This is a genomic window from Corynebacterium glyciniphilum AJ 3170 (assembly GCF_000626675.1).
Taxonomy (GTDB): domain Bacteria; phylum Actinomycetota; class Actinomycetes; order Mycobacteriales; family Mycobacteriaceae; genus Corynebacterium; species Corynebacterium glyciniphilum.
Genome location: NZ_CP006842.1, coordinates 1,531,680 through 1,558,648, shown reverse-complemented (window position 1 = coordinate 1,558,648; position 26,969 = coordinate 1,531,680). Strand labels below are relative to the sequence as shown.

19 protein-coding genes are annotated in these 26,969 nt (G+C 64.3%); 1 reads left to right on the top strand and 18 read right to left on the bottom strand.

Going from position 1 to position 26,969, the window contains the following annotated elements:
• Nucleotides 1-22 precede the first annotated feature (22 nt).
• From CGLY_RS07315 to CGLY_RS16715, 15 genes are all read right to left on the bottom strand, one after another.
• Entirely contained in the window at nt 23-2,380 is a 2,358-nt protein-coding gene (locus tag CGLY_RS07315; protein ID WP_052539836.1) for a Tex family protein, read from the bottom strand.
• Nucleotides 2,377-2,769: a hypothetical protein gene (locus tag CGLY_RS07310; RefSeq protein WP_038548038.1), complete on the bottom strand. Its 393-nt coding sequence runs from the start codon at nt 2,767-2,769 to the stop codon at nt 2,377-2,379. Before CGLY_RS07310 ends, CGLY_RS07315 begins: the two co-directional genes overlap by 4 nt.
• A 49-nt stretch (nt 2,770-2,818) precedes the next feature.
• Nucleotides 2,819-3,544, bottom strand: coding sequence for a hypothetical protein (locus tag CGLY_RS07305; RefSeq protein ID WP_052539835.1), 726 nt, complete (start codon nt 3,542-3,544; stop codon nt 2,819-2,821).
• A 168-nt stretch (nt 3,545-3,712) separates the two neighbouring features.
• Entirely contained in the window at nt 3,713-4,552 is an 840-nt protein-coding gene (trmD, locus tag CGLY_RS07300) for a tRNA (guanosine(37)-N1)-methyltransferase TrmD (RefSeq protein ID WP_038548035.1), read from the bottom strand.
• Between the two features lie 11 nt (nt 4,553-4,563).
• Nucleotides 4,564-5,157 carry a ribosome maturation factor RimM gene (rimM, locus tag CGLY_RS07295; RefSeq protein WP_038548032.1) on the bottom strand — a complete coding sequence of 198 codons (594 nt, stop codon included), beginning with the start codon at nt 5,155-5,157 and terminating at the stop codon, nt 4,564-4,566.
• Nucleotides 5,158-5,189: 32 nt separating this feature from the next.
• The gene (gdhA, locus tag CGLY_RS07290) at nt 5,190-6,533 is read right to left on the bottom strand and encodes an NADP-specific glutamate dehydrogenase (RefSeq protein ID WP_038548029.1); all 1,344 of its coding nucleotides are present in this window, start codon (nt 6,531-6,533) and stop codon (nt 5,190-5,192) included.
• A 350-nt stretch (nt 6,534-6,883) separates the two neighbouring features.
• Complete coding sequence (gene rpsP, locus CGLY_RS07285; RefSeq protein ID WP_038548026.1) at nt 6,884-7,372, bottom strand: 30S ribosomal protein S16; 489 nt, start codon at nt 7,370-7,372, stop codon at nt 6,884-6,886.
• Between the two features lie 203 nt (nt 7,373-7,575).
• Nucleotides 7,576-9,183 carry a signal recognition particle protein gene (ffh, locus tag CGLY_RS07280; protein WP_038548023.1) on the bottom strand — a complete coding sequence of 536 codons (1,608 nt, stop codon included), beginning with the start codon at nt 9,181-9,183 and terminating at the stop codon, nt 7,576-7,578.
• Between the two features lie 136 nt (nt 9,184-9,319).
• Nucleotides 9,320-10,735 (bottom strand): ammonium transporter, encoded by a 1,416-nt coding sequence (locus tag CGLY_RS07275; protein ID WP_052539833.1) that lies wholly within the window; start codon nt 10,733-10,735, stop codon nt 9,320-9,322.
• 178 nt (nt 10,736-10,913) lie between these two features.
• Nucleotides 10,914-12,461, bottom strand: a complete 1,548-nt coding sequence (gene ftsY / locus CGLY_RS07270; RefSeq protein ID WP_038548020.1) for a signal recognition particle-docking protein FtsY — start codon at nt 12,459-12,461, stop codon at nt 10,914-10,916.
• 211 nt (nt 12,462-12,672) lie between these two features.
• On the bottom strand, nt 12,673-16,305 hold the full coding sequence (locus CGLY_RS07265) for a hypothetical protein (protein ID WP_227590419.1): 3,633 nt from the start codon (nt 16,303-16,305) through the stop codon (nt 12,673-12,675).
• Between the two features lie 11 nt (nt 16,306-16,316).
• Nucleotides 16,317-19,850 (bottom strand): chromosome segregation protein SMC, encoded by a 3,534-nt coding sequence (gene smc, locus CGLY_RS07260; protein ID WP_038548017.1) that lies wholly within the window; start codon nt 19,848-19,850, stop codon nt 16,317-16,319.
• A 16-nt stretch (nt 19,851-19,866) separates the two neighbouring features.
• The gene (locus tag CGLY_RS07255) at nt 19,867-20,157 is read right to left on the bottom strand and encodes an acylphosphatase (RefSeq protein WP_038548014.1); all 291 of its coding nucleotides are present in this window, start codon (nt 20,155-20,157) and stop codon (nt 19,867-19,869) included.
• A 9-nt stretch (nt 20,158-20,166) separates the two neighbouring features.
• The gene (locus tag CGLY_RS07250; protein ID WP_038548011.1) at nt 20,167-21,645 is read right to left on the bottom strand and encodes an alanine/glycine:cation symporter family protein; all 1,479 of its coding nucleotides are present in this window, start codon (nt 21,643-21,645) and stop codon (nt 20,167-20,169) included.
• Nucleotides 21,646-21,750: 105 nt separating this feature from the next.
• On the bottom strand, nt 21,751-22,812 hold the full coding sequence (locus CGLY_RS16715; RefSeq protein WP_158407377.1) for an SGNH/GDSL hydrolase family protein: 1,062 nt from the start codon (nt 22,810-22,812) through the stop codon (nt 21,751-21,753).
• A 284-nt stretch (nt 22,813-23,096) separates the two neighbouring features.
• Here CGLY_RS16715 and CGLY_RS07240 point away from each other — a divergent pair, with 284 nt between their 5' ends.
• Entirely contained in the window at nt 23,097-24,368 is a 1,272-nt protein-coding gene (locus CGLY_RS07240) for a hypothetical protein (RefSeq protein WP_038548007.1), read from the top strand.
• Here the strand turns inward: CGLY_RS07240 and CGLY_RS07235 are convergent, their stop codons facing one another.
• The 3 genes from CGLY_RS07235 to mutM form a co-directional block, all read right to left on the bottom strand.
• A complete protein-coding gene (locus tag CGLY_RS07235; protein WP_052539828.1) occupies nt 24,369-25,484 on the bottom strand; it encodes a serine hydrolase domain-containing protein in 1,116 nt (371 codons plus the stop codon).
• 36 nt (nt 25,485-25,520) lie between these two features.
• Complete coding sequence (locus CGLY_RS07230) at nt 25,521-26,069, bottom strand: ArsR/SmtB family transcription factor (RefSeq protein WP_038548002.1); 549 nt, start codon at nt 26,067-26,069, stop codon at nt 25,521-25,523.
• 66 nt (nt 26,070-26,135) lie between these two features.
• Entirely contained in the window at nt 26,136-26,969 is an 834-nt protein-coding gene (mutM, locus tag CGLY_RS07225) for a bifunctional DNA-formamidopyrimidine glycosylase/DNA-(apurinic or apyrimidinic site) lyase (RefSeq protein WP_038547996.1), read from the bottom strand.

Here is a 26,969-nt window from a genome sequence, read left to right as displayed (position 1 = left end):
GTTATTATGCCAGCGCCGGTCCCTAGCGGCCAAACCCGGCCCGCTTGAGCGCGTCGGCCATCGACCCTGCGGCCCGGTCCTGCTTCTGGCCGCCGCCTTTCCTCCCATGGTTGTCACGCCCACCGGCTTGTCCCTTCCGCGGCTGGCGGCGATTCTCACCACCGGCCTTCCTGCCTGAGGGCTCCCCCGGTTCATCCTGCAGCCGCAGGCTCAACCCGATACGGTGGCGGTCAACGTCAACCTCCATGACCTTGACTTTCACGACCTGACCCGAGCTGACAATGTCATGCGGATCAGAGACGAACTTGTCGGACATCGCCGACACATGGACCAGCCCGTCCTGGTGTACTCCCAGGTCAACGAAGGCCCCGAAGGCCGCGACATTCGTCACTGTCCCCTCCAACACCATGCCCGGGGCCAGATCCGAGATCTTCTCGATTCCGTCTGCCAGCGACGCCGTGCGGAACTCGGGACGCGGGTCGCGTCCCGGCTTGTCGAGCTCGGCAATGACGTCGGTCACGGTCGGCACGCCGAAGGTGTCGTCAGCGAAGTCGCGTGGGTTGAGCCTAGTGAGCACCGCTGTGTTTCCGACGAGTTCTGTCACCGATACCCTGGTTGCCTCGGTAATTCGACGCACCAGAGGGTATGCCTCCGGGTGCACCGCAGAGGCGTCCAGAGGATCTGAGGCGCCGTGGATACGAAGGAAGCCCGCGCACTGTTCAAACGCCTTCGGTCCCAGTCGGGCCACATCCTTGAGCTGCCGACGGGTGGAGAAGGCCCCGTTGTTCTCACGGTGGTTGACGATATTGTCCGCCAGGGTCGCGTTCACCCCGGCCACCCGGCGCAGCAACGGTGCAGAGGCGGTGTTCACATCCACCCCAACGGAGTTCACCGCATCCTCCACCACGGAATCCAGTCCCGAGGCGAGCAGTGCCTGGTTGACATCGTGCTGGTACTGACCCACGCCGATGGACTTCGGATCAATCTTCACCAGCTCTGCCAACGGATCCTGCAGCCGACGTGCGATCGACACCGCGCCACGCAGGGCCACATCCATGTCCGGAAACTCCTCAGCGGCCAGTTCTGAGGCGGAGTACACCGAGGCCCCGGACTCACTGACCATCACCGGGGTCGGCCGGGTACCCGTTGCGGTAGAGACGGTCTCTGCGATCTCCCGTGCCAGTTTCTCGGTCTCACGAGACGCCGTGCCGTTGCCCACCGCCAGAAGTTCGACATTATGCCGGGCACACAGGGCGGCAAGTGCGGATGCCGCTGCATCCCAACGGTTCTGGGGTTTGTGCGGGTAGACCACTGCAGTGTCGAGGACCTTGCCGGTCTGGTCGATCACCGCGCACTTCACGCCGTGGGCGTACCCCGGGTCCAGACCGAGAGTGGCACGCTGCCCGGCCGGGGCCGCCAGCAGAAGATCCCTCAGGTTACGTGAGAACACCTCCACAGCGGCTTCATCCGCGCGCTCCTTGAGCCGCATGCGCACATCCACGCCCGAGGACACCTGCAGCTTCGTGCGCCACCCGAACCTCGTGCATTCGGCACGAAACCCGTCCGCTGCATCGCCCCGTGGTTCCAGTCCACGTGCCAGTGCGATCATGCCCTGGTAGACCTCATCTTCACCGGCATCGAGGGTCAGCTGCAGCACGCCCTCTGACTCGCCTCGAAGGAGTGCCAGAATACGGTGGCTCGGCAGTGTCGTGAACGGCTCCGAGAAGTCGAAGTAGTCGCGGTACTTCTGTGCTTCCGGAGAATTCTCCGTGCCGGGAGCCGCACCGGCGGACATCGAGCCGGTGTTGAAGAACTTCTCACGGACCTCTCCGACCAGGTCCGCGTCCGTGGAGATCTCCTCGAGCACGATAGCCCTGGCACCGGCCAACACGGCTTTGGCGTCGGCGAACCCGTCACTGACAAAGCCTGCTGCCAACTCTGCGGGATCGGTGGAGCAGTCTTCGAGCAGCCGGTCCACCAACGGCTCCAGGCCTGCTTCCCGGGCGATGGTGGCTTTCGTACGGCGTGTGGATTTAAAGGGCAGGTACAGATCCTCCAGGCGGGCCTTGGTGTCGCACCCCAGGATCAGATCACGGAGGTCATCTGTGAGCTTGCCCTGTTCGTCGATGGCGGCAAGAACGGTCTGCTTCCGCTCCGCGAGTTCGCGCAAATAGCGCAGCCTGGTCTCCAGGGTGCGTAACTGCGAATCATCCAGCCCACCGGTGACTTCTTTGCGGTAGCGGGCGATGAACGGGACAGTGTTCCCCTCGTCCAGCAGCCCGACGGTGGCCTGCACCTGGGCCTCGCTGACATCGAGTTCCCTGGCGAGGGCGGTAGTGATTGTTGAATCGCTGTTTCCTGCGGTGTGTCGGACGCTCATTCGGATGATCGTAGCGTGGACGTCTGCCCGAACCAGAGCCCGGGCGACCCGTCGGGAAGGATCGGCAGACATGCTGCAATGTCCCGGGTGATATCAGCGGTGTTCAGCGCCCCGCCCTGCCAGTGTGTGCCCTGCCAGCGGGCCGTTACCGTCAGCCGGTGGACCTGTTCACTGACCGGCGGTGTGTCGAATCGCTGCTGATATTCGGCCACGAGCATGTTGTCCGGTTCGCATGCGGACTCGATACCCGTCAACGTCACCTCAACGCTGGTGGCGCCGTGGTCGCCGAGGGTGTGTCTGATCGCTACAGCCAGCGCTGTGACACCGTCCGGACGAACCAGGACATTCATGTCCGTTGCGGTGATGACGATTCGCCCGGGTGCTGCCATAGCCACAACGTTAGTCGAGCTCGCCGGTATGCGCCGGTATGCGTCCGTGCTAGAAGGGATGCTCGAACGGGTCAGGATGCGACAAGCTGCCCTCCTGTTCATAGGCCTCCCGGTTGGTGAGGTCTTCATCCACGGCGGCGTCGACGACGTCGCGGAGTCGGTGGATGGTCACGGTGGACCGGGGGATCAGCGAGCCTGCCCCGGAGGAGGTGATCAACCGGTGTGGGCATGCCAGCAGCCAGTCAGTCACTGCCCGTTCCACAGACCGGTCCGCTGACGGGCAGTACGGGCTTTCCACGTCGGGGAAACGACGACGCCACGGAGCATCGTTGACCTCCCACGGCACAGGTTCCCCGTAGAAATCCGCTCCGCTACAGCAACCCGCGTCAGAGCTGGACCCGTCCTCCCCCTCGCGTTCTCCACCCACCAGGTCGCGTTGCCGTTGCAGGTCGGCTTCCTGATCTTCGATCCTCGAACGCAACCCCGCATGGCGGTCGATCCGACGCCAGATTGCATCCATGTGTTCCAGGGTCATACGGCCGTCCTCCACCGCGGACCAGTACATTTCCGGCATTCTCCAGGACAGTTCAGCAGCGTGGCGGAACCGCGCGGCGTAGGCGGCTCCGCGCGTACGTACCATCTCTGAGATGGCGGCACGCTCGGCCGCAGAGCGACCCCGTAGTCCGCTCTGGGCCATCCTCAGCTCCATTCTGTTGAACGGATAGACGGTGAGTTCCTCCACCGACGGACTGTTCACCGGTTCGGTGACTGGCATGCTGATCTCCCCTTGTCCCGCGGCCGGCAACGTATCCGGCCGTCGAAGGAAAATAGTAGGGACTGCACCGCCCTCGCCGTGCTGCCCGCTCAGGAAAGCACCAGGACGTTGTGGACAGCACCTCTCCTGGGGACAAACTGAACCGCAACAGAAGGACCGTCCGCTGTACTACTCCCCCGGAGCGTCCAGGACGCTGCGGTCACGGTCGTCCAGCGCGCCCTCCCGCTGTAGTGCCTCGATCAGCTCGGGCCGTGTTGCCGCGGTGCGCACCAAGGCCTGGTCCCGGCGCCACCGGTCCACCTTCGCGTGATCTCCGGAGAGCAGCACCTCAGGGACCTCCCGCTCTCGCCAGATCCTCGGTTTGGTGTAGCTGGGGCCTTCGAGCAGGCCATCCTGAAAAGAGTCCTCTTCGTGGCTCCGACGGTTTCCCAGAACACCCGGAATGAGCCGCACCACGGCCTCAGCCATCACCAGCACCGCAACCTCCCCGCCGATCAACACGTAATCGCCGAGGGAAACTTCCTCCACCCGGTACCGCGTCGCTGCATCATCGAAAACACGCTGGTCAATTCCCTCGTACCGGCCACAGGCGAAGACAAGCCGCTCCTCTGCCGCCCACCGTTCGGCGGTATCCTGACTGAAGGGTGCCCCGGCGGGGGTCGGGACGACCAGCACAGGACGATTGTCACCGTCAGCATGAGCCTTCCCGATGTCCACCGCGTCGGAGGGAACATGCGGTTGTGCACTCTCCAGCCGTCTCACCGTGGCCGCTGGCCCGGAAAGGGCCGCAACATCATCGAGCGCAGGGCCCCACACCGTCGGTTTCATCACCATGCCAGGCCCACCACCGTAAGGGGTGTCATCCACCGCCTTGTGCACGTCATGTGTCCAGGAGCGTAGGTCGTGGACGGCAACGTCGAGGATTCCGCGCTCGATGGCCCTCCCGAGAAGAGCGTGCCGCAACGGATCCAGGTACTCGGGAAAGATGGTGATGACGTCCAGACGCATGGGGGTCGATCTTACCCGAGCTCGAGGAGCCCCTCCGGCGGGGTCAGCACCAGCGCACCGTTGTCCAGATCGACGATCGGGACGATAGCGTGTCGGAACGGAACCAGGATCACCGCCCCTGCTGTCGGCAGCGGGGCGTCAGCGTCGACCGCGACTTCGAGCAACGTCCCGGCAGGGCCGTGAGTCACACCACTGACCACACCGATATCGACCGGTTCCGGGGTCACGCCCTCATACGCTCGGGCGTTGGCGGTCTCTTCGTCGACCTGGCCGCAGTCAAGCACCCTCAGGCCTTCGAGCTGATGGTCGTAGAACCCCTCCTCCCCCGAATCGACCACAGGGGCACCGAAAAAGCGCAACCCGCGCAGCGTTTCAGCCTCCGTACGGTCCGAGACCCCCTCGACCGTGACCAGCAACCGACCTTGATGTGGCCGCGTCGCTGTCACGGTGAGGGTCCGTTCCTTCCCCCGTTGCCGGCCAGTCAGCACGGTCCCCACGGCGAACCGCCCTGACGGATCATCGGTGGTCGGATCGACCACCAGCTCCCCCCGCACACCATGCGGCTTGATCACCCGGCCGATCTGAAGTTGTTCAGTACCTGACATGGAGGTCAGAGTACCGCACGACACCTCAGATGTTAGATGACACCCTGTGCGGCCATGGCATCGGCGACCTTGCGGAAGCCGGCGATGTTGGCACCGACCACGTAGTCGCCCTCCATGCCGTATTCCGCGGCGGTCTTCGCGGTCGTCCGGAAGATATTGCCCATGATGTCACGCAACCGCTTGTCCGTGTATTCGAAGGACCAGGAGTCGCGGGAGGCATTCTGCTGCATCTCCAGCGCGGAGGTTGCCACACCACCGGCGTTGGCCGCCTTACCCGGTGCGAAGTCGATCTTGCGCTTGCCGAATACGCGGATCGCATCGTGCGTGCAGGGCATGTTGGCGCCCTCGGCCACGTACTTCACGCCGTTATCGGCGAGCAGCTCAGCGGATTCACCGTCCAACTCGTTCTGGGTAGCACACGGCAGAGCCACGTCAGCCTCGACCTCCCAGACGTTGCCGCCCTTGTGGAACGCGGCGCCCTTGGCCTCCTTAGCGTAATCGGCGACGCGGAGCCGTCGGACTTCCTTGATGTCCTTGAGCAGTTCCACGTCCACACCGTCCGGCGTAGTGACGTACCCCGATGAATCGGAGAACGCGACGACGGTGGCGCCGAGTTCCTGCGCCTTCTCGATAGCGTAGATCGCCACATTGCCGGACCCCGAGACGATGACCTTGGCATTGTGCAGCCGCTCGCCGCGGGCGGTCATCATCTCCTGGGTGAAGTACACCGCGCCGTAGCCGGTCGCCTCGGTACGGACGAGCGAACCGCCCCACTGCAAACCCTTACCGGTCAGGGTGCCGGACTCGTGACGGCCGGCCATGCGGCGGTACTGGCCGAAGAGATATCCGATCTCGCGTCCGCCCACACCGATGTCACCGGCGGGGACGTCGATCTTGTCACCGATGTGACGGCCGAGCTCCGTCATGAATGACTGGCAGAATCGCATGATCTCCAGGTCGCTACGGCCCTTGGGGTCGAAATCGGAACCGCCTTTGCCACCACCGATCGGCAGGCCGGTCAACGAGTTCTTGAAGATCTGTTCGAAACCCAGGAACTTGATGATGCCGAGGTTCACGGACGGGTGGAAACGTAGTCCGCCCTTGTACGGACCGAGCACCGAGTTGAACTGAACACGGAAACCACGGTTGACGTGGACGTTGCCCTGGTCGTCGACCCATGGAACCCGGAAGATGATCTGCCGCTCAGGCTCGGTGAGCCGCTGGATCAGCCCCATGTCCGCGTAATGGGGGTCCTTGCGCAGCACGTGCGTGAGGCTGTCGAGAACCTCGGAGACCGCCTGGTGGAACTCGGGCTCGCCTGCATTCCGCTGGAGGATCTGCTCGTAATAGGTCTTGACTGTGGCATCGACGTCCATCGTGCTCCCTTCGGTGAAAACTTCTGTACCGTCGATATTTTACCTGCCAGACACAGTTCATTTAACAGGTTCGCCACATCCGTGACCCAGGACACATAACCTGACCTGCTTTGTTTCAGAGTCGGCCTGCACAGGAAATGATGTCGAAACACTTGCGAAATCTATGTCCGGTGGACGACGGCCGCGAAGACCACCCCCGACACGCACCCCCGTCACTGCATATCGGTATCACCATCCCGACAGATCCCGACAGACGAAAACACCGTCTCCACCGAATATACGGTGGAGACGGTGTCCGAAGAATCGCGCTCAGAGTCCCTAGGTCCCCGGAACGTGAAGACTAAGCCAGACTACTCGGTCTCAGCGGCCTCGTCAGCCTTCTCTGCTTCTTTCTCGGCAGCCTTGTCAGCCGCCTCAGCCTCAGCTGCAGCCTTGGCTTCCGCCTCTTCCTTGGCCTTCCGCTTCTTATCGGTGATGGCCTCGGCGGTCGGTGCGTCAGCAGCTTCTGCCAGTGCGGCATTGAAGAGATCCAGCTTGGATGTCTTCTCCGGCTGAGCCTTCAGGGTGCCCTCGGCGCCCGGGAGACCCTTGTGGGCCTGCCAGTCACCGGTGACCTTCAGCAGGGCGAGGACCGGCTCGGTCGGCTGCGCACCGACGCTCAGCCAGTGGCGTGCGCGCTCGGAGTCGATCTTGATGACGGACGGCTCGGCCTTGGGCTCGTAGATGCCGATGTTCTCGATCACCTTGCCGGAGCGACGGGTACGGGCGTCAGCGATGACCACACGGTAGTGCGGGGTGCGGATCTTGCCGAGACGCTGGAGCTTGATCTTGACGGACATGAAAGGTCCTCTTTCCTGTTGACGGTCACCGGGCAGTACGGTCACCCACATCCGACGACACCCACACACGTGAGGACGCCCGGCTGCAGGCCGGTTCAACCCTTGGATTTATCCTGCGCGTGACCACCGGACGACCGGGGTCGTGATCGGTGTTACGCAGACCGTTCGACACTACAGGGAAGCAGGTCACCCGGACAAATCAGTCAGCGTCCCTTGCCGAAGTCGAGATTGTCCATGTCGATGTTCTCGAAACCTTCAGGCATCTGCTGCTGCATCTTCTTCAGGTCAGCCATTGACGGCATTCCGCCACCTCCGGGCATCCCCGGCATTCCGCCCATACCCGGCATACCAGGCATGCCCTGCGGGGTCTTCGGCTGCGAGGGGCCCTTCTTCGCAGGTTTGCGTTTGCCGTTCTTGCCCTTCCGACCCTTGGGCTTCTTCTTCGTCGCGGACCGCCCCATACCGCCACCCATGCCGAACTGTCCGGCCATCTTGCCCATCATCTTCTTGGCCTCGTGGAACCTGCTGACCAGCTGGTTGATGTCAGCGACAGTCACACCCGAACCTGCTGCGATGCGCTTACGCCGCGAGGCGTTGAGGATGTTCGGATTCTCGCGCTCGGCGGGCGTCATGCCGCGGATGATCGCCTGGATCCGGTCGAGCTGTTTTTCGTCGACCATGTCGGCCATGTCGTTCATCTGCTTACCGCCGGGCAGCATCTTGAGCACGTTGCCCAACGGTCCCATCCGGCGGATCATGAGCATCTGGTCGAGGAAGTCCTCCAGTGTGAGTTCCCCGGAGGCCATTCTGGCCGCGGAGTCCTCTGCCTTCCTCTGGTCCATGACCTGTTCGGCCTGCTCAATCAGGCTGAGCACGTCACCCATGCCGAGAATGCGGTTGGCCATACGGTCCGGGTGGAAGACGTCGAAGTCCTCGAGCTTCTCACCGGTGGAGGCGAACATGATGGGCTTGCCCGTGACCTCACGGATCGACAACGCGGCACCGCCTCGGGCATCGCCGTCAAGCTTCGTGAGCACAACGCCGGTGAAGTCCACGCCGTCGCGGAAGGCCTCAGCGGTGGTGACAGCGTCCTGACCGATCATCGAGTCGATGACGAACAGCACTTCGTCCGGGTTGACCGCATCGCGGATGTTGCGGGCCTGGGTCATGAGGGTTTCGTCGATACCCAGCCGACCCGCGGTGTCGATGATGACGACGTCGTGCTTGGTACGCCCGGCCTCTTCGATACCGGCATGAGCCACGGCGACGGGATCCCCGTGACTGGTTCCCATCTCGTGGTCGAGGGAATCCAGCGAGGTACCCGGGTCCGGTGCAAATGTCGGCACGTCAGCGCGCTCACCGACGATCTGCAACTGCTGCACCGCACCCGGACGCTGCAGGTCACAGGCCACAAGCATCGGGGTGTGCCCCTGCTTGGCCAAGTGCTTCGCGAGCTTTCCTGCCAAGGTGGTCTTACCCGCACCCTGAAGACCGGCGAGCATGATCACGGTCGGCGGGTTCTTCGCGAGATTCAGGCGACGGGTCTCGCCACCGAGAATGCCCTGGAGCTCCTCGTTGACGATCTTGATGACCTGTTGTGCAGGGTTGAGCGCCTCGGAGACCACGACACCGTTGGCGCGCTCCTTGATCCTCTTGATGAAGGCACGGACAACCGGCAGCGAGACATCCGCCTCGAGGAGAGCCAGACGGATCTCACGGGCGGTGGCGTTGATGTCCGCCTCGGTCAGCCGTCCTTTACCGCGCAGGCCCTTGAGGGCGCCGGACAAGCGGTCGGACAAGGACTCAAACACAGTGGAAAATCTCCCTTACACAATGACTTCTGACTTCTCCACCGTACCCGGTGTCCGTGGACCTGCCTACTCACACATGGTTCGGAGACAGACTTTGTCAGGTGCACCGCCGATTCGGCGTGCGGGGGTATCACACTCAGTTCTTCTGGTGTGCCCCGTCGGCAAGGTCATTGGCCCGGTGTGCGTTCCCCTGTGCGGAGTCGAAGTCGGCGACTTCCTCAAACTCCTGATCGTTGTCATCAGTGTAGGAGTACGCACTCTCTGCGTGCTGGGTGCTGTCAATACCGGCATTCTCGTCGTCGCCGGAGATCCTCCACCCCATGGTGTACTTCAGTGCCAGTCCGATGACAGCGGTGACGACTGCACAGAACACGACCGCAACCACGGCGATGACGATCTGGACGATGAACAGTTTGAACCCGTCCGATCCTCCCCCGGTGAGCAGGCCGCGATCGGTCGCCAGGAGACCGATTCCCATCGTTCCCCAGATACCGGCAACCAGGTGTACGCCGACCACGTCGAGCGAATCATCGAACTTGAAGCGGTACTTCAGTCCCACACCGACCGCGGCGAGGGCACCACCGATCGCCCCAAGAATGATTGCGGTGAGCGGAGTCAGGTCGCCTGCAGCAGGAGTGACCGACACCAGGCCGGCGACGACGCCGGACGCCGCGCCGAGGGATGTCGTGTGCCCGTCGCGGAGCCGCTCCACGAGCAACCATCCCAGCATCGCTGCACACGTCGCCGCGGTGGTGTTGAGCCACGCCAGGCCTGCTTCGCCGTTCGCTCCGAAGGCCGAACCACCGTTGAACCCGAACCAGCCGAACCACAGTAGCGCGGCGCCGAGCATCACCAGGGGCAGGTTGTGGGGCCTCGACCCTTCCTTCATGAATGTCCGGGACCGTCCGATGATCAATGCCAGCACCAGTGCAGCCACACCGGCGTTGATGTGCACGACGGTGCCACCGGCGAAGTCGATCGGTGCAATAGCCGCGACGGTCTCGCCGTCCTCGGAGACGGTACCGAACATCATCGCAGCCAGTCCGTCTTCTCCGTCAGACAGCAGACCACCGCCCCACACCATGTGTGCCATCGGGAAGTAGGCCAGCGTAGCCCAGATACCCGCGAACACCATCCAGGTAGAGAACTTCACGCGATTGGCCAGCGAACCGGAGATGATCGCGACGGTAATTACGGCGAACGTCAACTGGAATCCGATGTCGATGACGTTCGCGTAGCCCGCGGCACCGGCGATGAAGTTGCCCTCCGCGTCTGTGACGGAGTCCTTCAATCCGAAGAACTCGAACGGATTCGAGAACAGCCCGCCGACCGTCTCGCTACCGTAGGACATCGACCAGCCCCACAGGACGTAGATGACGCCGATCAGCCCGAGCGTGCCGAACGACATCATCATCATGTTCAGAGCGGATTTCTGTCGCGACATGCCGCCGTAGAACAGTGCCAGCGCCGGTGTCATCAACAGGACCAGCGCGGCGGACATGAGCATCCAGGCTGAGTCACCTGTCGCTGCCGCCATTTCCTCGGATGTCATTTCGGGGAACTCCTCAGGGTTGCGTGGGGGTTGTCTCCGGCACCTCGCGCCGGTGTCTCACGCTGAGTAGTTAACTGCCCCGATGTTTCGCCTGTTCATGCCGCATGATTTCCGGTGCATGAAAAACACCGCCGCGAGATTACGACGGTGTTTCGGCATACGGAGCGACAGTCGTCGGTCAGCCCAGCAGAGCGTCGACAAACCCCTCGACCTCGAAAGGCGCCAGATCGTCAGCTCCCTCGCCGAGTCCGACGAGCTTCACCGGCACCCCGAGTTCCTCCTGGACCTGGAAAACGATGCCGCCCTTGGCGGTGCCGTCCAGTTTGGTCAGCGCGACACCTGAAATGTCGACGACCTCACGAAACATCCGGGCCTGGACGAGTCCGTTCTGGCCGACTGTGGCATCAAGGACCAGTATCACCTCGTCGACCTTGGCCTTCTTCTCGACGACGCGCTTGACCTTGCCGAGCTGGTCCATCAGCCCGACCGAGGTGTGCAGTCGACCTGCGGTGTCGACAACGACGACGTCGATACCGTCGTCGACACCCTTGGCGACCGCGTCAAAGGCCACGGACGCAGGATCCGCACCTTCCTTGCCTCGCACGGTCTCGGCACCGACCCGTCGTCCCCACGTCTCCAACTGGTCGGCAGCAGCGGCGCGGAAGGTGTCTGCCGCGCCGAGGAGGACCGAGTGGCCCATCCCGACGAGGACACGCGAAAGCTTGCCGGTGGTGGTGGTCTTCCCTGTCCCGTTGACTCCGACGACCATGATGACCGCCGGCTTACCGTCGTACGGCATGGCGTGGATCGACCTGTCGAGATCAGGTTTACATGCGTCAACCAGGCAGGACCGCAACAGTGCCCGTGCCTCTGCCTCGTTCGAGACGCCCTGGGCCGTGATGCGCTCCCGCAGGTCCTCGACGACCGCGAGCGTGGTCTTGGTTCCGAGATCCGCCATGAGGAGGGTGTCTTCGATCTCTTCCCACGCATCCTCATCCAGATCGCCCGCGGAGAGGATACCAAGCACGCCACGTCCGATGACGTTCTGCGACTTGGAGAGGTTGCCGCGCAACCGGCCGAGACGTCCCTCCACCGGGGCGATCTCCTCGACAGGTTCTGGCTCGGCCTCGGGTTCGGGAGCGGGTTCTGGTTCAGGAGTCGGTTCCGGCTCAGGCTCAGGGCTGGGCTCCGGCTCAGGAGTCGGCTCCGGCTCGGGGGCGGGAGCTGGCTCCGGTTCGGGAGCAGGTTCCGGAGTCGGCTCCGGACTGGGCTCAGGTTCGGGAGCGGGTTCCGGCTCAGGCTCGGGAGTCGGCTCCGGCTCAGGAGCGGGTTCCGGCTCGGGCTCAGGTGTCGGCTCAGGCTCCGGGCTGGGCGCCGGCTCGGGGGCGGGCTCAGGGGCCGGTTCGGGAGCCGGGGCGGCGGGAGGGGTCGAGGGCTCCGCTGCTTCCGTCGGCACTGGCGGGGTCTGCGGTTCTGCTCCGCCGAGTTCCTGGCCCGGAAGAACCTCCGGCTCCTTCTCCTCCACACCAGCCGCAGTACCGGCGCTGAAGTTGAATCCACCCTGCGCCTGGTAGTTACCGGACGACGGCTTTTTCTCTTCGAGTTCCGTCTTCTTCTCGAAGGAGATCTCCTTCTGCTTCCCACGGCGCAGGCCGAGGACGATGAGGAGAGCGACGATGACAATGACCGCGACGGCGGCTATGACTATCCAGATAATCGGGTCCATGCCACCAGTGAACCAAATGTCCCCTCCGCCGTGTGGCGGAGGGCGACGATTTCTCTGCCCCGCATCTTTCAACACGCCGAGGCCCGTCCTGCACGTCGACGCCTTGAGCCGTCAGGTCACCCAGGCCATCGAGAAATGACCTTGACACTCAAGGTACGGAAACCTTGAGTGCTCAGGACATTCTGGGACGTCGGCCCGAGTCGAGGTGACGCTACTCGCTGACGATGGAGTCGATCGCAGCCTCAGCAGCGCCAGTCTCGCCATCACCGCCCTCGATACTTTCAGCCAGATCCTCCTCCACACCCTCATCGGGGCCGAAGACGCCGAGCACCATCGCGTCCGCGGCAACGAGGTCACCGGTGACCAAATCCGGCACGATGCGGGCGATCTCGGCCCACCCCGGGTACGCCGATGACAACTGTCCTGTCGACCCCAGCCGCCCGTGGGCGTGCATGCGAGCCGCGATCGCCAGGATCATGCTGATCACCGGGGTCAGCGCCCAGCGGTTGTCGGGGTTGTCGGTGTCGACGTTGTCGAGCTTGTCGAAGCGCACGCGCGCCGAGGTGTACAGCTGCCGGTTGGTCTGACGGATCCGTCGCAGCAGTGCCAATGCCACGCGCAGCAGCCCCGGGTCGGCGAGTACCTGGCCGAGCTCTTCACGGTGACGGAAGGTCTCGAAAACTGCGATCAGCCGGGAGTTCTCCTCCGACAGGGCACCGGGGACGACCTGGGATCCGGCGAAGAATGTGCTCAACACCGCGTCCTGCTGCTCCGGCGACAACTGCGCGATCTGCACCGTCGTGGCGTCAATACAGGAGGTCTCCAATGTCGCATCCCTGCCGGTCTCCACGGTCTGGGACAGCGGAAGCCCGCCGATGGCGGAGAGACGACGCCCGATCTCACGGCGCGAAGCGGTGTCCTCGTCATCGGTTGCGGCGAGTTCACCGAGGATCTCCAGTGCTGCGATCCAGGCGACACCGGGACGCGGGTCCGGCGTGGATGAGCGAAGCGACGCGTGGACGAGCCCCGACAGAATGAACTGGGCAGGACGGTCAGTGGACGGTACCAGCGACCGGGACATCGCCCGGAGTGCCTCACGGGGATGGCGTGCCAGGGCGGCGTGCATGGCGGCGCTGGCGTCCGCGGTGGCTTCCCCGGTCAACCAGCCGGCGAGGACGTCCCACAGCACGGTGAGGACGTCGGTGTCTTCCGGCAGCTCATCCGACGCACCGGCGAGATAGGCGGAAAGCTGAGTCCACGGGCCGCCGTCATCCGGGCGGGCATGCCCTTGGATGTCGACGCGTAAGGCGCCCGGTCCTGGCGAGGCGGCCGGATGCAGTGGGCTGAACCGGTCGCGGTTGTAGAACTGGACGCTGAGGGCACCGGCGTCGGTGAGCTCCTCCGGGAGCTCCGCAACACCCTTGGTGAAGGACAGCACACGCGCAGACATCCATGGCGCAGTCAGCGGCCACACCCACGCAGGTGAGTCGGTCTTCGGTTCCACCGTGAGTGTGGCCAGTGAGCCGTCGCTGGTGGGCTCAGAGTAATTCAGCGTCCGCTTCTCTGCAGGCCTCATGGTGACCAACCGCACACTGTGGCTGCGCCCGTCAGCAACAAACTCGAGTTCGCAGGAACCTTCGGTCAGCTGAGGCAGTGACGCCCGTACCGAGGACAGCGACACTGACCAGGTCACCTGGTCAACTGTGCCCAGCCGCAGGGTGCGTACGGGTGCACCGTGACGGTCGCGGATGACCAGCCGAGGCGACTCAACCGGCATACCCGGTCGGATCCGGAACCGGGTCGCAGAGTTGATCTCCACTGCCGGGGCGACCAACGACTCGGTCCGCCACATCGGGTCCTCCCCGATCAACGGCAATTGGAATCGCAGGCGCGGTGGCTCCACGACCAGCGGAAGTGCATCCCCTGCATCGGTTTCCGCGATGACCTGGACGGACTTCTCCTCGGCCGTGATGTCCACGGACTTCGGGATGAAGAGTTGCTTCTCCCCCGGGAACAGGGAGACGGACACCGGTGTCAGACCGGCGGCCAGGCCGAGCCGGGGGCTGGCCGGTGCTTCGATGTCCAGGCCCTCCACGATGGCGAACTCGTGTCTGAAGGATTCATTGCGGGGCCCACGCAGCCGGACCAGGTACTCGCCTACCCACGGGGTCTCGTAGGCCTCGGGGTCGAAGACATCGAACATCCCGCCTTCGGCGGGGACCTCCAACGGTTCCTCCTCAGTGACCTCTTCACCAGTCTCGTCGGGTCCGGCCCAGGAGCTGACCGAGAGGAACCAGATCTCCGCTGCCCCGGACACGGTGGCAGGGAACACTGCCTGCAGGCTGGAGGCGTGCACGGGCAGACCGCCGAGGGTCCGGATCGCCGGTAGCACGTTCTCCGGTTCGCGGAACCAGACACGCTGACGAGCATCCACACAGCGCACCGTGCCCATCGGCGGGCGCGCGACACCAGGACGGTCGACGTGCAAAGCCGTGGCGGCGGACAGATCCAGGTCACGGATGACCCAGCCGTCCCAGGCCTTGACCTGCCACTCTCCCAGTACAGGAAGTTCGCGGTCGGCGACCGGGTCCACAGCGGTGGAATCCTCGGGGCAGACGACGAGCACGCGGGAATGGTGCAGGGACACCCGGTCGGTGAGTTCCTTGCCGCGGCGGGTGAAGACCATGACCGGGTCGGCGTCGTCGACGACCGGCAGTACCCATGATTCTCCGTGGGTCAGGTCACGCACGCCGATCTCACGGACGGGCCGACGCACCGGAAGGTCCAGGGTTTCGGTGACCGGGCGTCCGGGCGCATCGGAACGGCGGGTCCGGAAACCGGCCGGTCGTCCGTCGACGTCCACGTGCCAGCGGACTTCGCCCACCGCTGCGTCGCTGTCGTCACGTTCGTCCCCGGCGCCGCGGACAGACTCCAGCGGCTGTTCCGGGAGTCGCAGGATGACACGTTGACGGGCCAGGTCAATGGCCAGACGGGGGCGGTCCTCCCGGGTTCCCACGCCGACACGGTGCCGACGCGCCGTCGTCCCGGCGGGGCGTTCGCGCAGTTCCTCGATGACATCCTCGAGCACCAGAGGTGCCACCTGCGCCTCCTCGCCGGCGTCCGCGAGGGAGTTGACCCAGTGGTCGGGGTGTTCTGCGGCGAGTTGCACGACCCGCACCACCGGCGTGATCAGCCGGATGGCGAGGTCCGGAAGGGCAGCGCACAACGGCCCGGCCTGAAGTGATTCCTCGGCGAGCACGGCAACCACCGCAGCGGCTTCCTCGGCGGGAGTGGGCAGGGCGTCACCAGCAAGCCTGCGGGTGTCGATGAGCTCGATGAGTTCGGGGACCCAGTCTGTCGCGATGCCGACGTGGGCGAACAGACGTCCCTTGTCACCGTCGGAGCCGGCAGCTGCGGCGTCCATCGAGTCGAGTCCTGCACGGGTGAGGATCTCCGCGTAGTCGATCAGCGCGACCCGGGGGTCCGTCGGCTCCAGTCCGAGTCCCGTCCAGAACTCTGATTCGAGTTCTCCGACGACATTAAGACGTGCTGCGCGAAACAGCAGCGTGGTCGCTGTCAGCGCAGGACAGGTCCGCAGCAGGGCGTCCTCGTCAGCGCCGGCGCGGATCTGGCGGGAGAGGAACTCACCGAAGAAGATGGTGATGCGTTCCAACTCGTCACCGGTGATGTCGAGGTCCACGAAGACCGCAGGATCACCGCTCAGTTCACCCAGACGTCGGGAAAGGTCGATCTCGGTACTGGACGCCCAGGCGAGGAGATTGTCGGACAGGTCGGCGATGGGCCCCTGTGTGGGGCTCTGTGCGGGGCTCGAGGTGTTGCTCACGGCATCCCATTCTAGGAGGGGTCGGCGGGTTCGGCTGGCTTGGGGTCCATGCGTTGCGAGATGACCCTGGTGACCCCGTCACCGCGCATCGTGACCCCGTAAAGAACGTTGGCCACATCCATGGTCGGCTTCTGGTGCGTGATCACGATGAGCTGGGAGTCTTCACGGAGTTCCTCAAATAACGCGATGAGCCGACGCAGGTTCACGTCGTCCAGGGCGGCCTCCACCTCGTCCATGACGTAGAAGGGGCTCGGGCGGGCACGGAAAATCGCGACGAGCAACGCCAGCGCGGTGAGAGATTTCTCTCCGCCGGAGAGCAGAGACAGCCTCTTGACCTTCTTGCCTGGCGGACGCGCCTCGACCTCGATGCCGGTGGTCAGCATGTCGTCTGGTTCTGTGAGGATCAAGCGGCCCGCACCGCCCGGGAAGAGGGTGTCGAACACCCGAGGGAATTCGTCCTCGACGTCATTCCAGGCGTCAGTGAACAGGGCGAGGATGGTGTCGTCGACATCTTTGATCACGCCCTCAAGGTCGTCCCGGGCTCTCTCGACGTCATCGAGCTGGGTGGCCAGGAACCGATGGCGTTCCTCAAGCGCCGAGTACTCCTCCAGGGCCAGCGGGTTGACTTTGCCCAGTGAGCGCAGTGATTTTTCAGCGGCTTTGAGGTCACGGGTGGCGGCGTCGCGGTCGAAGTCGTCTCCGGGTGCCTCGTCCAACAGTTGGGCGGCGGCCATCCCGAGCTGGTCCATGGCCTGCTCCAGTGCCTGTTCGATGCGCAGCTGTGCCTGGCTACGGGCTATCTCGGCGGAGTGTGCGGTGTTGGTGAGGTGATTGAGCCGCAGCGTCAAGGTGTTCACCTTGTCCTTGCGTTCATTCAGGGCTGCCTGCCACTGGCGGTGGGCCTCGTCGGTGCGGGCACGGGTCCCCTCGGCACGGTCCAATGCGTCCCGGATGCGCAGGTCCACTCTCCGCGCCTGGTCAGCGACGACGCGGGCGCGTTCACGGGCGGCCCGACGCTTCGCGGCAGCACGGTTGAACTGTTCCCTGGCCGCCGTTTCCTGACGCGCCTGGCGCCGCAGACTCTCAGCACGTCCCCGATGGTTGCCGGCACGTTCTTCCGCGGTACGCAGCGCGAGTCGTGCCTCCATCTCCATGGCACGGGCCTGGGTGAGCGCCTGGGCGGTCGCGTCGCGCTCGGCGGTGGACGGCTCCGTACCGCTTCCCTCCTCGTCACCGTCGGCGTCCAGGCGGGCGAGCCGGTCAGCGATCTCATCGGCCTCGATGGCCAGGGCGTCACGACGTTTCTCCGCCTCATCACGCTGGGCCACCGCCTTGTCCAGGAGTCGACGCGCCTGGCCTGCGGTACGTTCGGCGGCATCGACACGGTGCCGTGCGGCAGTGAGCCGGGTGCGGTGGTCCCGCACTGCTGCCGTAGCACCGGCAGCTGCGGTACGCAGCTCCTCCGCAGCCTGCTCGGCACCGCTGAGAGTCGCCTGCAGATCGGCCAACTCGGCCGTGCGTGCGCTGATATCGGCGACAGCCTGATCGATTCTGGTGGACAGTTCAACGGGTGTCGTGCCGCCCGATCCGGCCGCGACCCACCCCGCGCCGACGACGACTCCGGTGGGGGTGACCGCGCGGAGTCGTTCATCGGCCGAGACGGTCCGGCGCCCCTCCTCCACATCAGAAACGGCAACGACGTCGACGAGCAGCGCCGTGACTGCAGGAACAACCGCGTCGGCGATGTCGATATGATCGAGAAGCCAGTCGGTGGACGACATTCCGGCACCGCCGACGCCACGATCCAACCGCCACGACTCTGCAGCGCTGTCTGCGCCATCCCCGGCCAGCAGCAGGGCACGCCCCTCAGCGGCGTCGACGAGCGCGTCAACCAGTGTGTCGAGCGCATCGGGACTCTCCCCGGCTAGCCCGGCCGGTAGGACGGCGGCCACTGCCTTCTCCCACCCGTCACGCACAGTGAGCAGTTCGGCGAGGGGGCGGAGTGCCTCCAGTCCCCGCTCCTCGGCGGCGCGCACCGCCACGGCCGCCCCGTCCGACGGACGCAGGCGGTCGCGCCATGCTTCCACCGACGCCTCCAACGAGGCAATGGTGCGCTCCAGGTCGCGTTCTGCGGCGCGGAGTTCAGCGACACGGCGTTCCGCGCCGGTGGACTCCTCGGCAGTACGGGCAGCAGCGTCCTCCAGTCCCGAACCCTGATTCTGCAGTTCAGCGAGGGCATCGGCGGCGTCGGCTTCCTCAGAGCCGGTGGTGGCCTCCAGCGACTCGCGTTGTTCCTCCACGGACTGCTGGAGGCGGTTGATCTCCTCATCTGCCGCGGTGCGACGCTGCTCCACCGCCTCTTGCTGTGCCAGGAGGCGGACGATACCTTCGCGACGGTCGGCGATAGCCCGCACCTGCGCGAGATGCTCCTGTTCAGCGTCGCGCGCCGCCTCGTCTCGGGCCGCGACATCGTCCCGGATGCTTTCCAGCCGCTCGGTGGCGACCTCCACCTCCTCGTCGAGCATCGCCTGCTCTTCTTCGGCCTGTTCTGCCCGGGCGATCAGTTCATCGGGGTCCTGGCCGGTCCAGGTAGTGTCGGCGCCGGAGTCGTCGGCACGGTCGGAGGCGATCCGCAGGGTTGCGGCATTCTTCTCGGCGATGGTCGACAAGCGGAACCACAGTGACTTCGCCGCTTCCGCTTCCTCGAGTGCGGTGCGCAGTTCCTCCTCTGTCACCGCCAATTCCCCGCTGTGCTCCTCGAGCCCCTCCTTGAGTTCAGCGATGTCGGATTCAAGCACTTTCGCCTGGGCATCGGCGTCATTGAGCTCATCAGAAAGGCGACGGACCTTGTCTGCGGTGAGCAGCAGTCGGTTCGACCGGATGGTGGCCTGCACCTGCTCGGCGCGTTGGGCAGCCTCGGCCTGTCGCGCAAGTGGTTTGAGTTGTTTGGCCAGTTCGTCAGTGAGATCGTGCAACCGGTCCAGGTTGCCCTGCATCGAGACGAGTTTGCGCTGTGCCTTCTCCTTGCGACGACGGTGTTTGAGCACACCGGCGGCCTCTTCGATGTAGGCCCGCCGTTCCTCGGGCCGCGACTCCAGGATCTGTGCCAGGCGTCCCTGGCCGACAATCACGTGCATCTCGCGACCGATGCCGGAGTCCGACAACAGCTCCTGGATGTCCATCAACCGGGCCTTGGCACCGTTGATCTCATACTCGCTGGCACCGTCACGGAACATGCGACGGGTCACCGACACTTCCGTGTAGTCGATGGGGAGTGCGCCGTCTGCGTTGTCGATCGTGAGCGTGACCTCGGCGCGTCCCAACGCCTTACGGTCGCCGGCGCCGGCGAAGATGACATCCTCCATCTTGCCACCGCGCAGGGTCTTCGCCCCCTGCTCCCCCATCACCCAGGCGAGAGCGTCGACAACATTCGACTTCCCTGAGCCGTTCGGACCGACGACCGCGCAGATACCCGGTTCAAGTTTCAGGGTCGTCGCCGACGCGAAGGACTTGAAACCCTTCAGGGTCAACGACTTGAGGTGCATGGGCGTGGATTTTACCTCAGCGGGTCTCGAACCCCGTGTAGTCGCCACGCGGGCCCGTCACCGAATCCACCACCTGGTCCACACGACCCGGGGTGTCACCCGAGCGCAACCAGGCTTGCAGGGCAGCGGTGGCATCCTCCGACCCCTCGGCGACGACGAGGACACGGCCGTCCGGATAGTTGGACGCAAAACCGACCAGACCGAGCTCGAGTGCCTTTGTACGGGTCTTCCAGCGAAATCCGACGCCTTGGACGAGGCCGTGGACCCACGCGGTCAGTCGGGTTGTCGGTGCATCGGCGTCGCTCATGGGGCCAGTTTAGCCGCGGAGCGTCTGCGCCGGAACAGCGTTGAACGCCTCGTCCTTGTCGTCCCAGCATTCGATGTTCTTCAGCTCGGGCAACATGCTGCGCCGGAAGACCGGATCCAACCCCTGCTTCTTCTGGTCGGTGTAGTTACGCAGCAGTTTCAGCGCCACGGGGCACAAAGGGATGATGGCACACAGATTGACCACCACCATGATCGCCGTGAACGTGTCGGCCAGCGCCCAGATGACCGGCACGTTGACGATGGCGCCGAGGAAGACACAGAGGACGACGAGGAGCCGGAAGCCGAACATCACCGCCGGATTCTTCGTGAAGTACTCCACATTGGACTGGGCAAGGTAGTAGTTGCCGATCACCGAGGAGAATGCCAGGAAGAACAGGATGAAGGTGACCGCGTGGATCCCCCAGTCGCCAACCTGTGACGCCATGGAATCCTGGGTGAGGCTGGCACCCTGGATCTCCTCGCCGAACGGCGGATCGGACAACAGGATGATGAACGCGGTGACCGAGCAGACGATCAGCGTGTCGAAGTAGACCCCGAGGGTCTGGACAAGGCCCTGCTTCACCGGGTGGGACACCGCAGCAGTTCCGGCAGCGTTCGGCACCGAACCCTGGCCCGCTTCGTTGGAGAACAGGCCACGGCGCATACCGTTCATGAAGGCGGCACCGACTGCTGCACCGGCAACCTCACGGAAGCCGAGGGCATGGCCGACGATCTGGGCGAAGACACCGGGGATCTCGGACAGGTTCATCAGCACCACGATGAGTCCCAGACCGATGTAGGCCACCGCCATGAACGGGACGATCACCTGGGTGAAGGAGGCGATCCTCTGGACGCCACCGAAGACGATGATTGCCGTCAGTGCCGCGACCGCCAGGCCAATGATGATCTTGAGGGTCAGACCGTCATTGTCCGCAGAGCGGCCCATGGACTCGACGATGGAGTTGGTCTGCAGGGCATTGTTGATGAACCCGAAGGTCAGCGTGATGACGATACCGAAGATGACAGCCAGGACGGGCTTATTCAGACCACGGGTCATGTAGTACGCCGGGCCACCCCGGTAGGCGTTGTTGGCGTAGTCGCGGGTCTTGTAGAGCTGAGCGAGTGTGGCTTCGACGAATGACGTGGCGCCGCCCAGGATGGCGATCATCCACATCCAGAACACCGCGCCTGGACCACCGAGGGTGATGGCCACCGCGACGCCGGCGACGTTTCCCGTTCCCACCCGCGATGCGGCAGAAATGGTGAATGCCTTGAACGGGGAGATGCCCTTCTTCGCCGTCGCTTCGGGATCACGACTGAGCATCTCGTCGTCTTCATACGGTGCCTCAGCAACCGCACCGAACATCTGGGGGAACAACCGTAGCTGGACCAGGATCGTGCGGACACCGAAGTACAGACCGGCTCCTACGAGGGCCCAGACGACGACGCTCCACACGCCATCGTTCATGGAGGTGATGAAATCCGTCATTTTCCGGACGTTACTGGGCAGCGGAGGAATGTCCCTTATCAACACGCTCGGAGGTGGCACAGATCACTTTGCGTGGCTCATCATGTTTCGGCCGTGTTTCCTGGCTCAGTGGTCGTCGTCGTCCAGCAGTCCGGTCAGCTCCTCGGCGACATCCGCGAGGGCAGGATCGTTGTCGAGGTCGACGTCATCGATGACGTCCAACAGGAAAGATGCTCCATCAGTGCCGAATGCCACGATGATCTGCTCCGCGAGGAACCTGCTGCCCCCGATGGACGGGTGCGCGCGCATGTTGAATCCGGGCGTCGTGATGTCCCAGTGACCCGAGACATAGCGGTCTGCGTCCCGGGCGCAGGTCGAGTTGGTGTTGACGGTCATGTCCCGGATGTCGATGAACGGCACCCTGGCGGTTTCCGCCGCGGCCTTGTGGTTCTCTTGGTTGGCCCGCTCAAATGCCGCCGTCGTCGCGTCGGACTCGCCGAAAGGGAGGTTGGGAATGATGTTCCAGTCGCAGTAGATACCGCCAGGACTGGTGGTGGAGAGTCGACCCAGCAACAGGATCTCCGCGTCCGGGGCGACCGCACGCACCTTCTCCACCCCGGCCACAAGGTTCTTTCGGATCACCTCGTCGGACAAGCCCTGACGTTTGTCGTTCATCCCTGCTGCCAGTACCACCGTGGAGGTGTCGTTGATGTCGTCGGCGCTGATGGCGCGGTCAATGCGGTCGAGCATCCCGACGGTGGTGTGCCCGTTGCACGCCCAGTTCTGGACGGGACGGCCCGTTTCCTGGCCGACGATCGCCGGCCAGGCGTCCGGAGCGACAAAGCAGCCCTCCTGTTTCGGGTAGGCGAAGCCCAGCGCAGGGTACCTGTTGACCAGCCAGTGTGAGTTCGCCGTGAACGAGTCTCCGAACGCCACAAGATTGTCGACAGTGCTGTCCGAGTACGGGTTGACCCTGGGGAACAGGGCACCTAGCGACGGGATACCTGAGGATCCGGCCACACTCGACCCCGAGCCGGGAGAACCGAGAGAACCGTGGGAGCCTGAGGACGCTGAGGAGCCTGCCGAGCCGCCCTGCGGGAGCTCCTCTGCCACCGACGGCGACGCGGTGACGGCGAACAGGGCCGCAACGGCGGCGAGAAAGGCGGTGATACGATGGCGCAAACGCACGGCAGAGTTCTCCTGGGAATCACGATCGACAGTGGAGGATTGTCCCATGCATCACCCCGGCCCGGCGCTGTAAACGCCGCGGGGTCAGCGAGAGTCACCGAAGGTGCCCGTGGGACTACCGGTAAGTGTAGTTCATCCTTAACGGAGACGATGGAGAACCCCAGTTTCTCTTGGCTGGAGAAGATGTTAACCAACAGAGGTGACTGAACACTGAGATAGCTGCGTGGGTCATACGACCTCGCCACATCTCACGTGCCTCGGCAGACGGCAGGTAGCGTGTACCTATGTACTCATGGAACGCACTTCGTGACCTGATTGTCCGGGGCACCTCAGCGCCGATCGCTGCGACCATGCGGCTCCACGGCGACTTTGACGGCTCCCAGTTCGGCTGGATGATCGGTGGGGAACGCATGGCGAGTCTGATACTCGGTGCCGGGGACTATCGTCTCGTCAGGGACCATCACCGTCGCCTGGTCACTGAGATGGACGGCACTCCCCGTCTCCTGGACGCTGACGATCGGGCTGTGGTCATGACACACGGTGATTCGGTGGACGGATCGGAGTACCTGTCCGTCACGACACCAGCCACATGGCTCCTGTCCCCACGACAGTTGCTCGGTATTCTCGACCAGGTCTTCCCTGCCGGGCTGGTGGAGGACGTCACTGTCCGGGGCCGACGTGCCTACCGCATCCCCGGGCTGCCTGGACGCCACCTGGACAGCTCCGGTCGTGCCCGATGGATCGACGTAGACGCCGTCACCGGTGTCGTCCTCGCCGTAGACACCGGTGACGGCGGCGGAGAGCTCGTCGACGTGGATTTTCCTGACGTCCTCGACGCTTCCGTCTTCTCCTGGGATGAGCGACACTACGGGGCGCCCCGATGCCCTGAACCGTGGCAGCCGCCCACGTCCAGCGGCACGACTGATCTGCTCGAACCTACCTCGGAACCTGCAGGCGAATGTCCGGTACCGCAGTGGAGTGAGCGTCGTCCCACCGACGAGGAGATCGTGGTCTTCCGGGAGCTTTGCGACGTCGCACCAGAGGACGGCCTGCCGTTGCCCGGCTATGACTTCGTGCACGAGCATCCGGACGGCGGGTACATCGTACTGGATGAGTGGGAGGACGACGACGCCAGAATACTGGTCTATCACCTGGGCCGAGTGATCGACGGTGAGGTCCACTGGGTGGAGGAAGCCTACAGTCTGGAGAGCTGGACGGTGTTTGTCGTCGACGGTCGGATATTCACGAGCGACCAGACGACGCTAACCCTGAGAGACACAGACCTTGAGGTGGTCAGACGATACTGGGCACCTGCAGGAAATCCATGGCTCGAGGTGGTCGACCCGTGGTTCGGGGCCTTCCACTTCCGGCTCAGTTCCACCGACCCGGACTGGAGCGAGGATGATGACTCCGGTATGTACCAGCTGTTCGATCCGGACACACTCGACATGGTGCTGGAGGTACCCGTCGAAAGGTCGGATGTCGCTGCACAGTGGATGGACGGTGAACTGTGGCTCTCCGACGGTGAGCTACGGATCTTCACGCCGCCGCAGTGACTAGGAGTCATCGGCCTGCGCAATGACATCGGCTGCTCCGTCGACGCTGACGGCGGCATCCGACAACATGATGATGCCCTCGCCCGAGTCCCGGTCGAAACCGAGGTAGGAGCGGTAGCCACCCGTCCCGCCGTTATGCCACGTCACCGCTGGAGTGGTTGTTGTCGTGAACCAGGCCCAGCCGATGTCATCATGATCATCGAAGTTCCGACGCGGTACCGCTGCTTCTGCCCCAGTGGCGTGACCATCTCTGACTGCGCGGAGCCAGATACTCAGATCGTGCGCGGTGGAACGGACAGCACCGGCCGGCGCTGTACCGGCCAGGGTCCAGGGGGCCGCGGGCAGACCCGACGCACCGTAACCGTGGGACAACCCCTCTGCACCCTCAGGCACGTAGGTATCATCCATGTCGAGTGGCTCAGTGATACGTTGTCGCACGAGGTCCGCATAGTCCTGGCCGGTCACCTCGGACAACGCCTGGCCGAGGACCGCGAACCCGTAGTTGGAGTACTCCGGAACCTGCTCGCCGACCGAGATATCCGCAAGGGACTCCACAACCTCCTCGTCACTGGCACGGTAAGGATCCGCCAGTACCGGAGGTGAAATGAACGACACCGCCGCATCCACCGCGTTGGCAGGGGGCATCATGGCGGGCAGTCCGGACCGCTGCATAGCGATGGACTCCAGATCGACTGTTCCCGCTTCTTTCCCCTGGAGCTCAGGCCAGATCTCGTCCAGTCGGGTGGTGGGCGCTACCTCACCCCGACCGACTGCATCGGCGAACAGTGCCGCGGTGAAGGTCTTCGTGATTGATCCGATCTCAAATTCCGTATGCTCATCGGCGCCCTGCCCTGCCCACGTCACGTCGTCTCCCTCAATGTGCGCAGCGGCATAGTGTTGCCAATGGCCTGGACCGACCGACGACGTCACCTCCGCGGCCAGTTCCGGGTCTCCGGTCGGCTCACCCTGGAACGCCCGCGGGGCAGGCGCGGCAGCGATCAGCGTGCCCGCGGCCAGCGCCCCACTGACTAGAACTACGATGCTCCGGGCGAGGAAGCTGCGTCGCCTCGGAATTCGCGTAAGGGCCGCATCTCGGACCATCGCCGGTTTCTCCATTGCGTTCTTCTCCTAACCTGGTGAGGTGCGGAATCGTCAGTAGGTGCCGATGAGCACGAGGGTGAGTAGTTGGACGATCCGCTGTGCAGGTATCCGCCAGTGCCCTCGTCGTGTGTTTTCCAACCACCCCGCGCCCGACAGTGCATGAAGGTGGTGGTAGATCTGGCCCGTCGTACCAAAGCGCTCATCGGCACCGAGCTGGGCCGCCGTCGTCTTCCCCTCGTAGATGGCCTGCAGCAGCGAGAGACGGACAGGGTGGCCGACGGCATTCAGAAGATCAGCCGCACCCGAGAAATCAATGTCCTCGAGGTCGGGGGTCGCCAGTCCCATCTGCCATGACACAGGTGAGTCGCTGCCCGGCGGTGTCACATGGCCGGTGTACGTCACCCCGCCGGACGGTCCCATCCGTTCGATGAGCCCGTTGAGCGCCCAGAACGTCTCGTTGTCTTCGCGTCCCGCCTCGTCAGGCCGGGATGCGGCGGTCTCACATGGATGCGGTGTATCGCCGGCAAGCGAGCGTTCCAGGTCCAAGACCCGGCTTTCAAGGTGGGAAACCCTGTCATTCAAGGAGTCACGATCGGCCATGGCTGAGATGATAGCAGATTTACGTAATTACGAAATGACGAACATCTGCTTCCCGCACCGCCCCCTTCAGCGCATTGTCTGGCACACCGGGCAGAAATGGGAAGACCGGTTCATCCACTGCTCGCGCACCATCGCCGTCCCGCACCGGTGGCATGGCTCCCCCGCTCGGCCATACGCGTTCAGGGAGCGGGAGAAATAGCCGGATGCGCCGTTGACATTGACGTAGAGGTCGTCGAAGGAGGTCCCACCAGCGTCCAAGGCACGCTCCATCACCTGCCGTGCCGCATCGAGCACCCGCAGGACGTCCTGCTGTCGCATCGCGCTCGCCCGCTTGCGGGGGTGCACCCCGGCAGCCCACAGTGCCTCATCCGCGTAGATATTGCCGATGCCGGAAACCACGGTCTGATCGAGCAGAACCCGTTTGATCTCGGACCGACGGCGACGGACCGACCTGGCGGTCTCTACCGGATCAAACGCCGGGTCCATCGGGTCGAGTGCGATGTGTGGCACCGGATCGGCCCCGGTCAGTTCCCAGCGCCCGAAAGTCCGCTGATCCACGAACGTCAGTTCCAGGGTCTCCCCCAGCGCCGTCACCAACCTCGACCGGATCCGCACGTGCGGTGAGACAACCTGACCCGGCTCCCCCAGCAGCATCTGGCCGGACATGCCCAGGTGCACCAAGAGGTTCCCCCGCTCCGCGAGCTCTAACCACAGATACTTTCCGCGTCGGCGTACATCGGCCACACGAGCCCCACTCAACCCCGCGGCAATCGCTGCCGCGCCACCGTCCTGACCACGGACGGCACGCGGGTGGAGAACGTCGGTGTGCTGAAACTCGGCTCCGAGAATGTGCTCAGCCAGACCACGTCGCACGACCTCGACCTCAGGGAGTTCGGGCAT

Excerpts from the sequence above, each read along its gene's own strand:
- CGLY_RS07315 (WP_052539836.1), bottom strand. The coding sequence starts at position 2,380 with ATGAGCGTCCGACACACCGCAGGAAACAGCGATTCAACAATCACTACC.
- CGLY_RS07310 (WP_038548038.1), bottom strand. The coding sequence starts at position 2,769 with ATGGCAGCACCCGGGCGAATCGTCATCACCGCAACGGACATGAATGTC.
- CGLY_RS07305 (WP_052539835.1), bottom strand. The coding sequence starts at position 3,544 with ATGCCAGTCACCGAACCGGTGAACAGTCCGTCGGTGGAGGAACTCACC.
- trmD (WP_038548035.1), bottom strand. The coding sequence starts at position 4,552 with ATGCGTCTGGACGTCATCACCATCTTTCCCGAGTACCTGGATCCGTTG.
- rimM (WP_038548032.1), bottom strand. The coding sequence starts at position 5,157 with ATGTCAGGTACTGAACAACTTCAGATCGGCCGGGTGATCAAGCCGCAT.
- gdhA (WP_038548029.1), bottom strand. The coding sequence starts at position 6,533 with ATGGACGTCGATGCCACAGTCAAGACCTATTACGAGCAGATCCTCCAG.
- rpsP (WP_038548026.1), bottom strand. The coding sequence starts at position 7,372 with ATGTCCGTCAAGATCAAGCTCCAGCGTCTCGGCAAGATCCGCACCCCG.
- CGLY_RS07275 (WP_052539833.1), bottom strand. The coding sequence starts at position 10,735 with ATGACATCCGAGGAAATGGCGGCAGCGACAGGTGACTCAGCCTGGATG.
- ftsY (WP_038548020.1), bottom strand. The coding sequence starts at position 12,461 with ATGGACCCGATTATCTGGATAGTCATAGCCGCCGTCGCGGTCATTGTC.
- smc (WP_038548017.1), bottom strand. The coding sequence starts at position 19,850 with ATGCACCTCAAGTCGTTGACCCTGAAGGGTTTCAAGTCCTTCGCGTCG.
- CGLY_RS07255 (WP_038548014.1), bottom strand. The coding sequence starts at position 20,157 with ATGAGCGACGCCGATGCACCGACAACCCGACTGACCGCGTGGGTCCAC.
- CGLY_RS07250 (WP_038548011.1), bottom strand. The coding sequence starts at position 21,645 with ATGACGGATTTCATCACCTCCATGAACGATGGCGTGTGGAGCGTCGTC.
- CGLY_RS07240 (WP_038548007.1), top strand. The coding sequence starts at position 23,097 with ATGTACTCATGGAACGCACTTCGTGACCTGATTGTCCGGGGCACCTCA.
- CGLY_RS07235 (WP_052539828.1), bottom strand. The coding sequence starts at position 25,484 with ATGGAGAAACCGGCGATGGTCCGAGATGCGGCCCTTACGCGAATTCCG.
- CGLY_RS07230 (WP_038548002.1), bottom strand. The coding sequence starts at position 26,069 with ATGGCCGATCGTGACTCCTTGAATGACAGGGTTTCCCACCTTGAAAGC.
- mutM (WP_038547996.1), bottom strand. The coding sequence starts at position 26,969 with ATGCCCGAACTCCCTGAGGTCGAGGTCGTGCGACGTGGTCTGGCTGAG.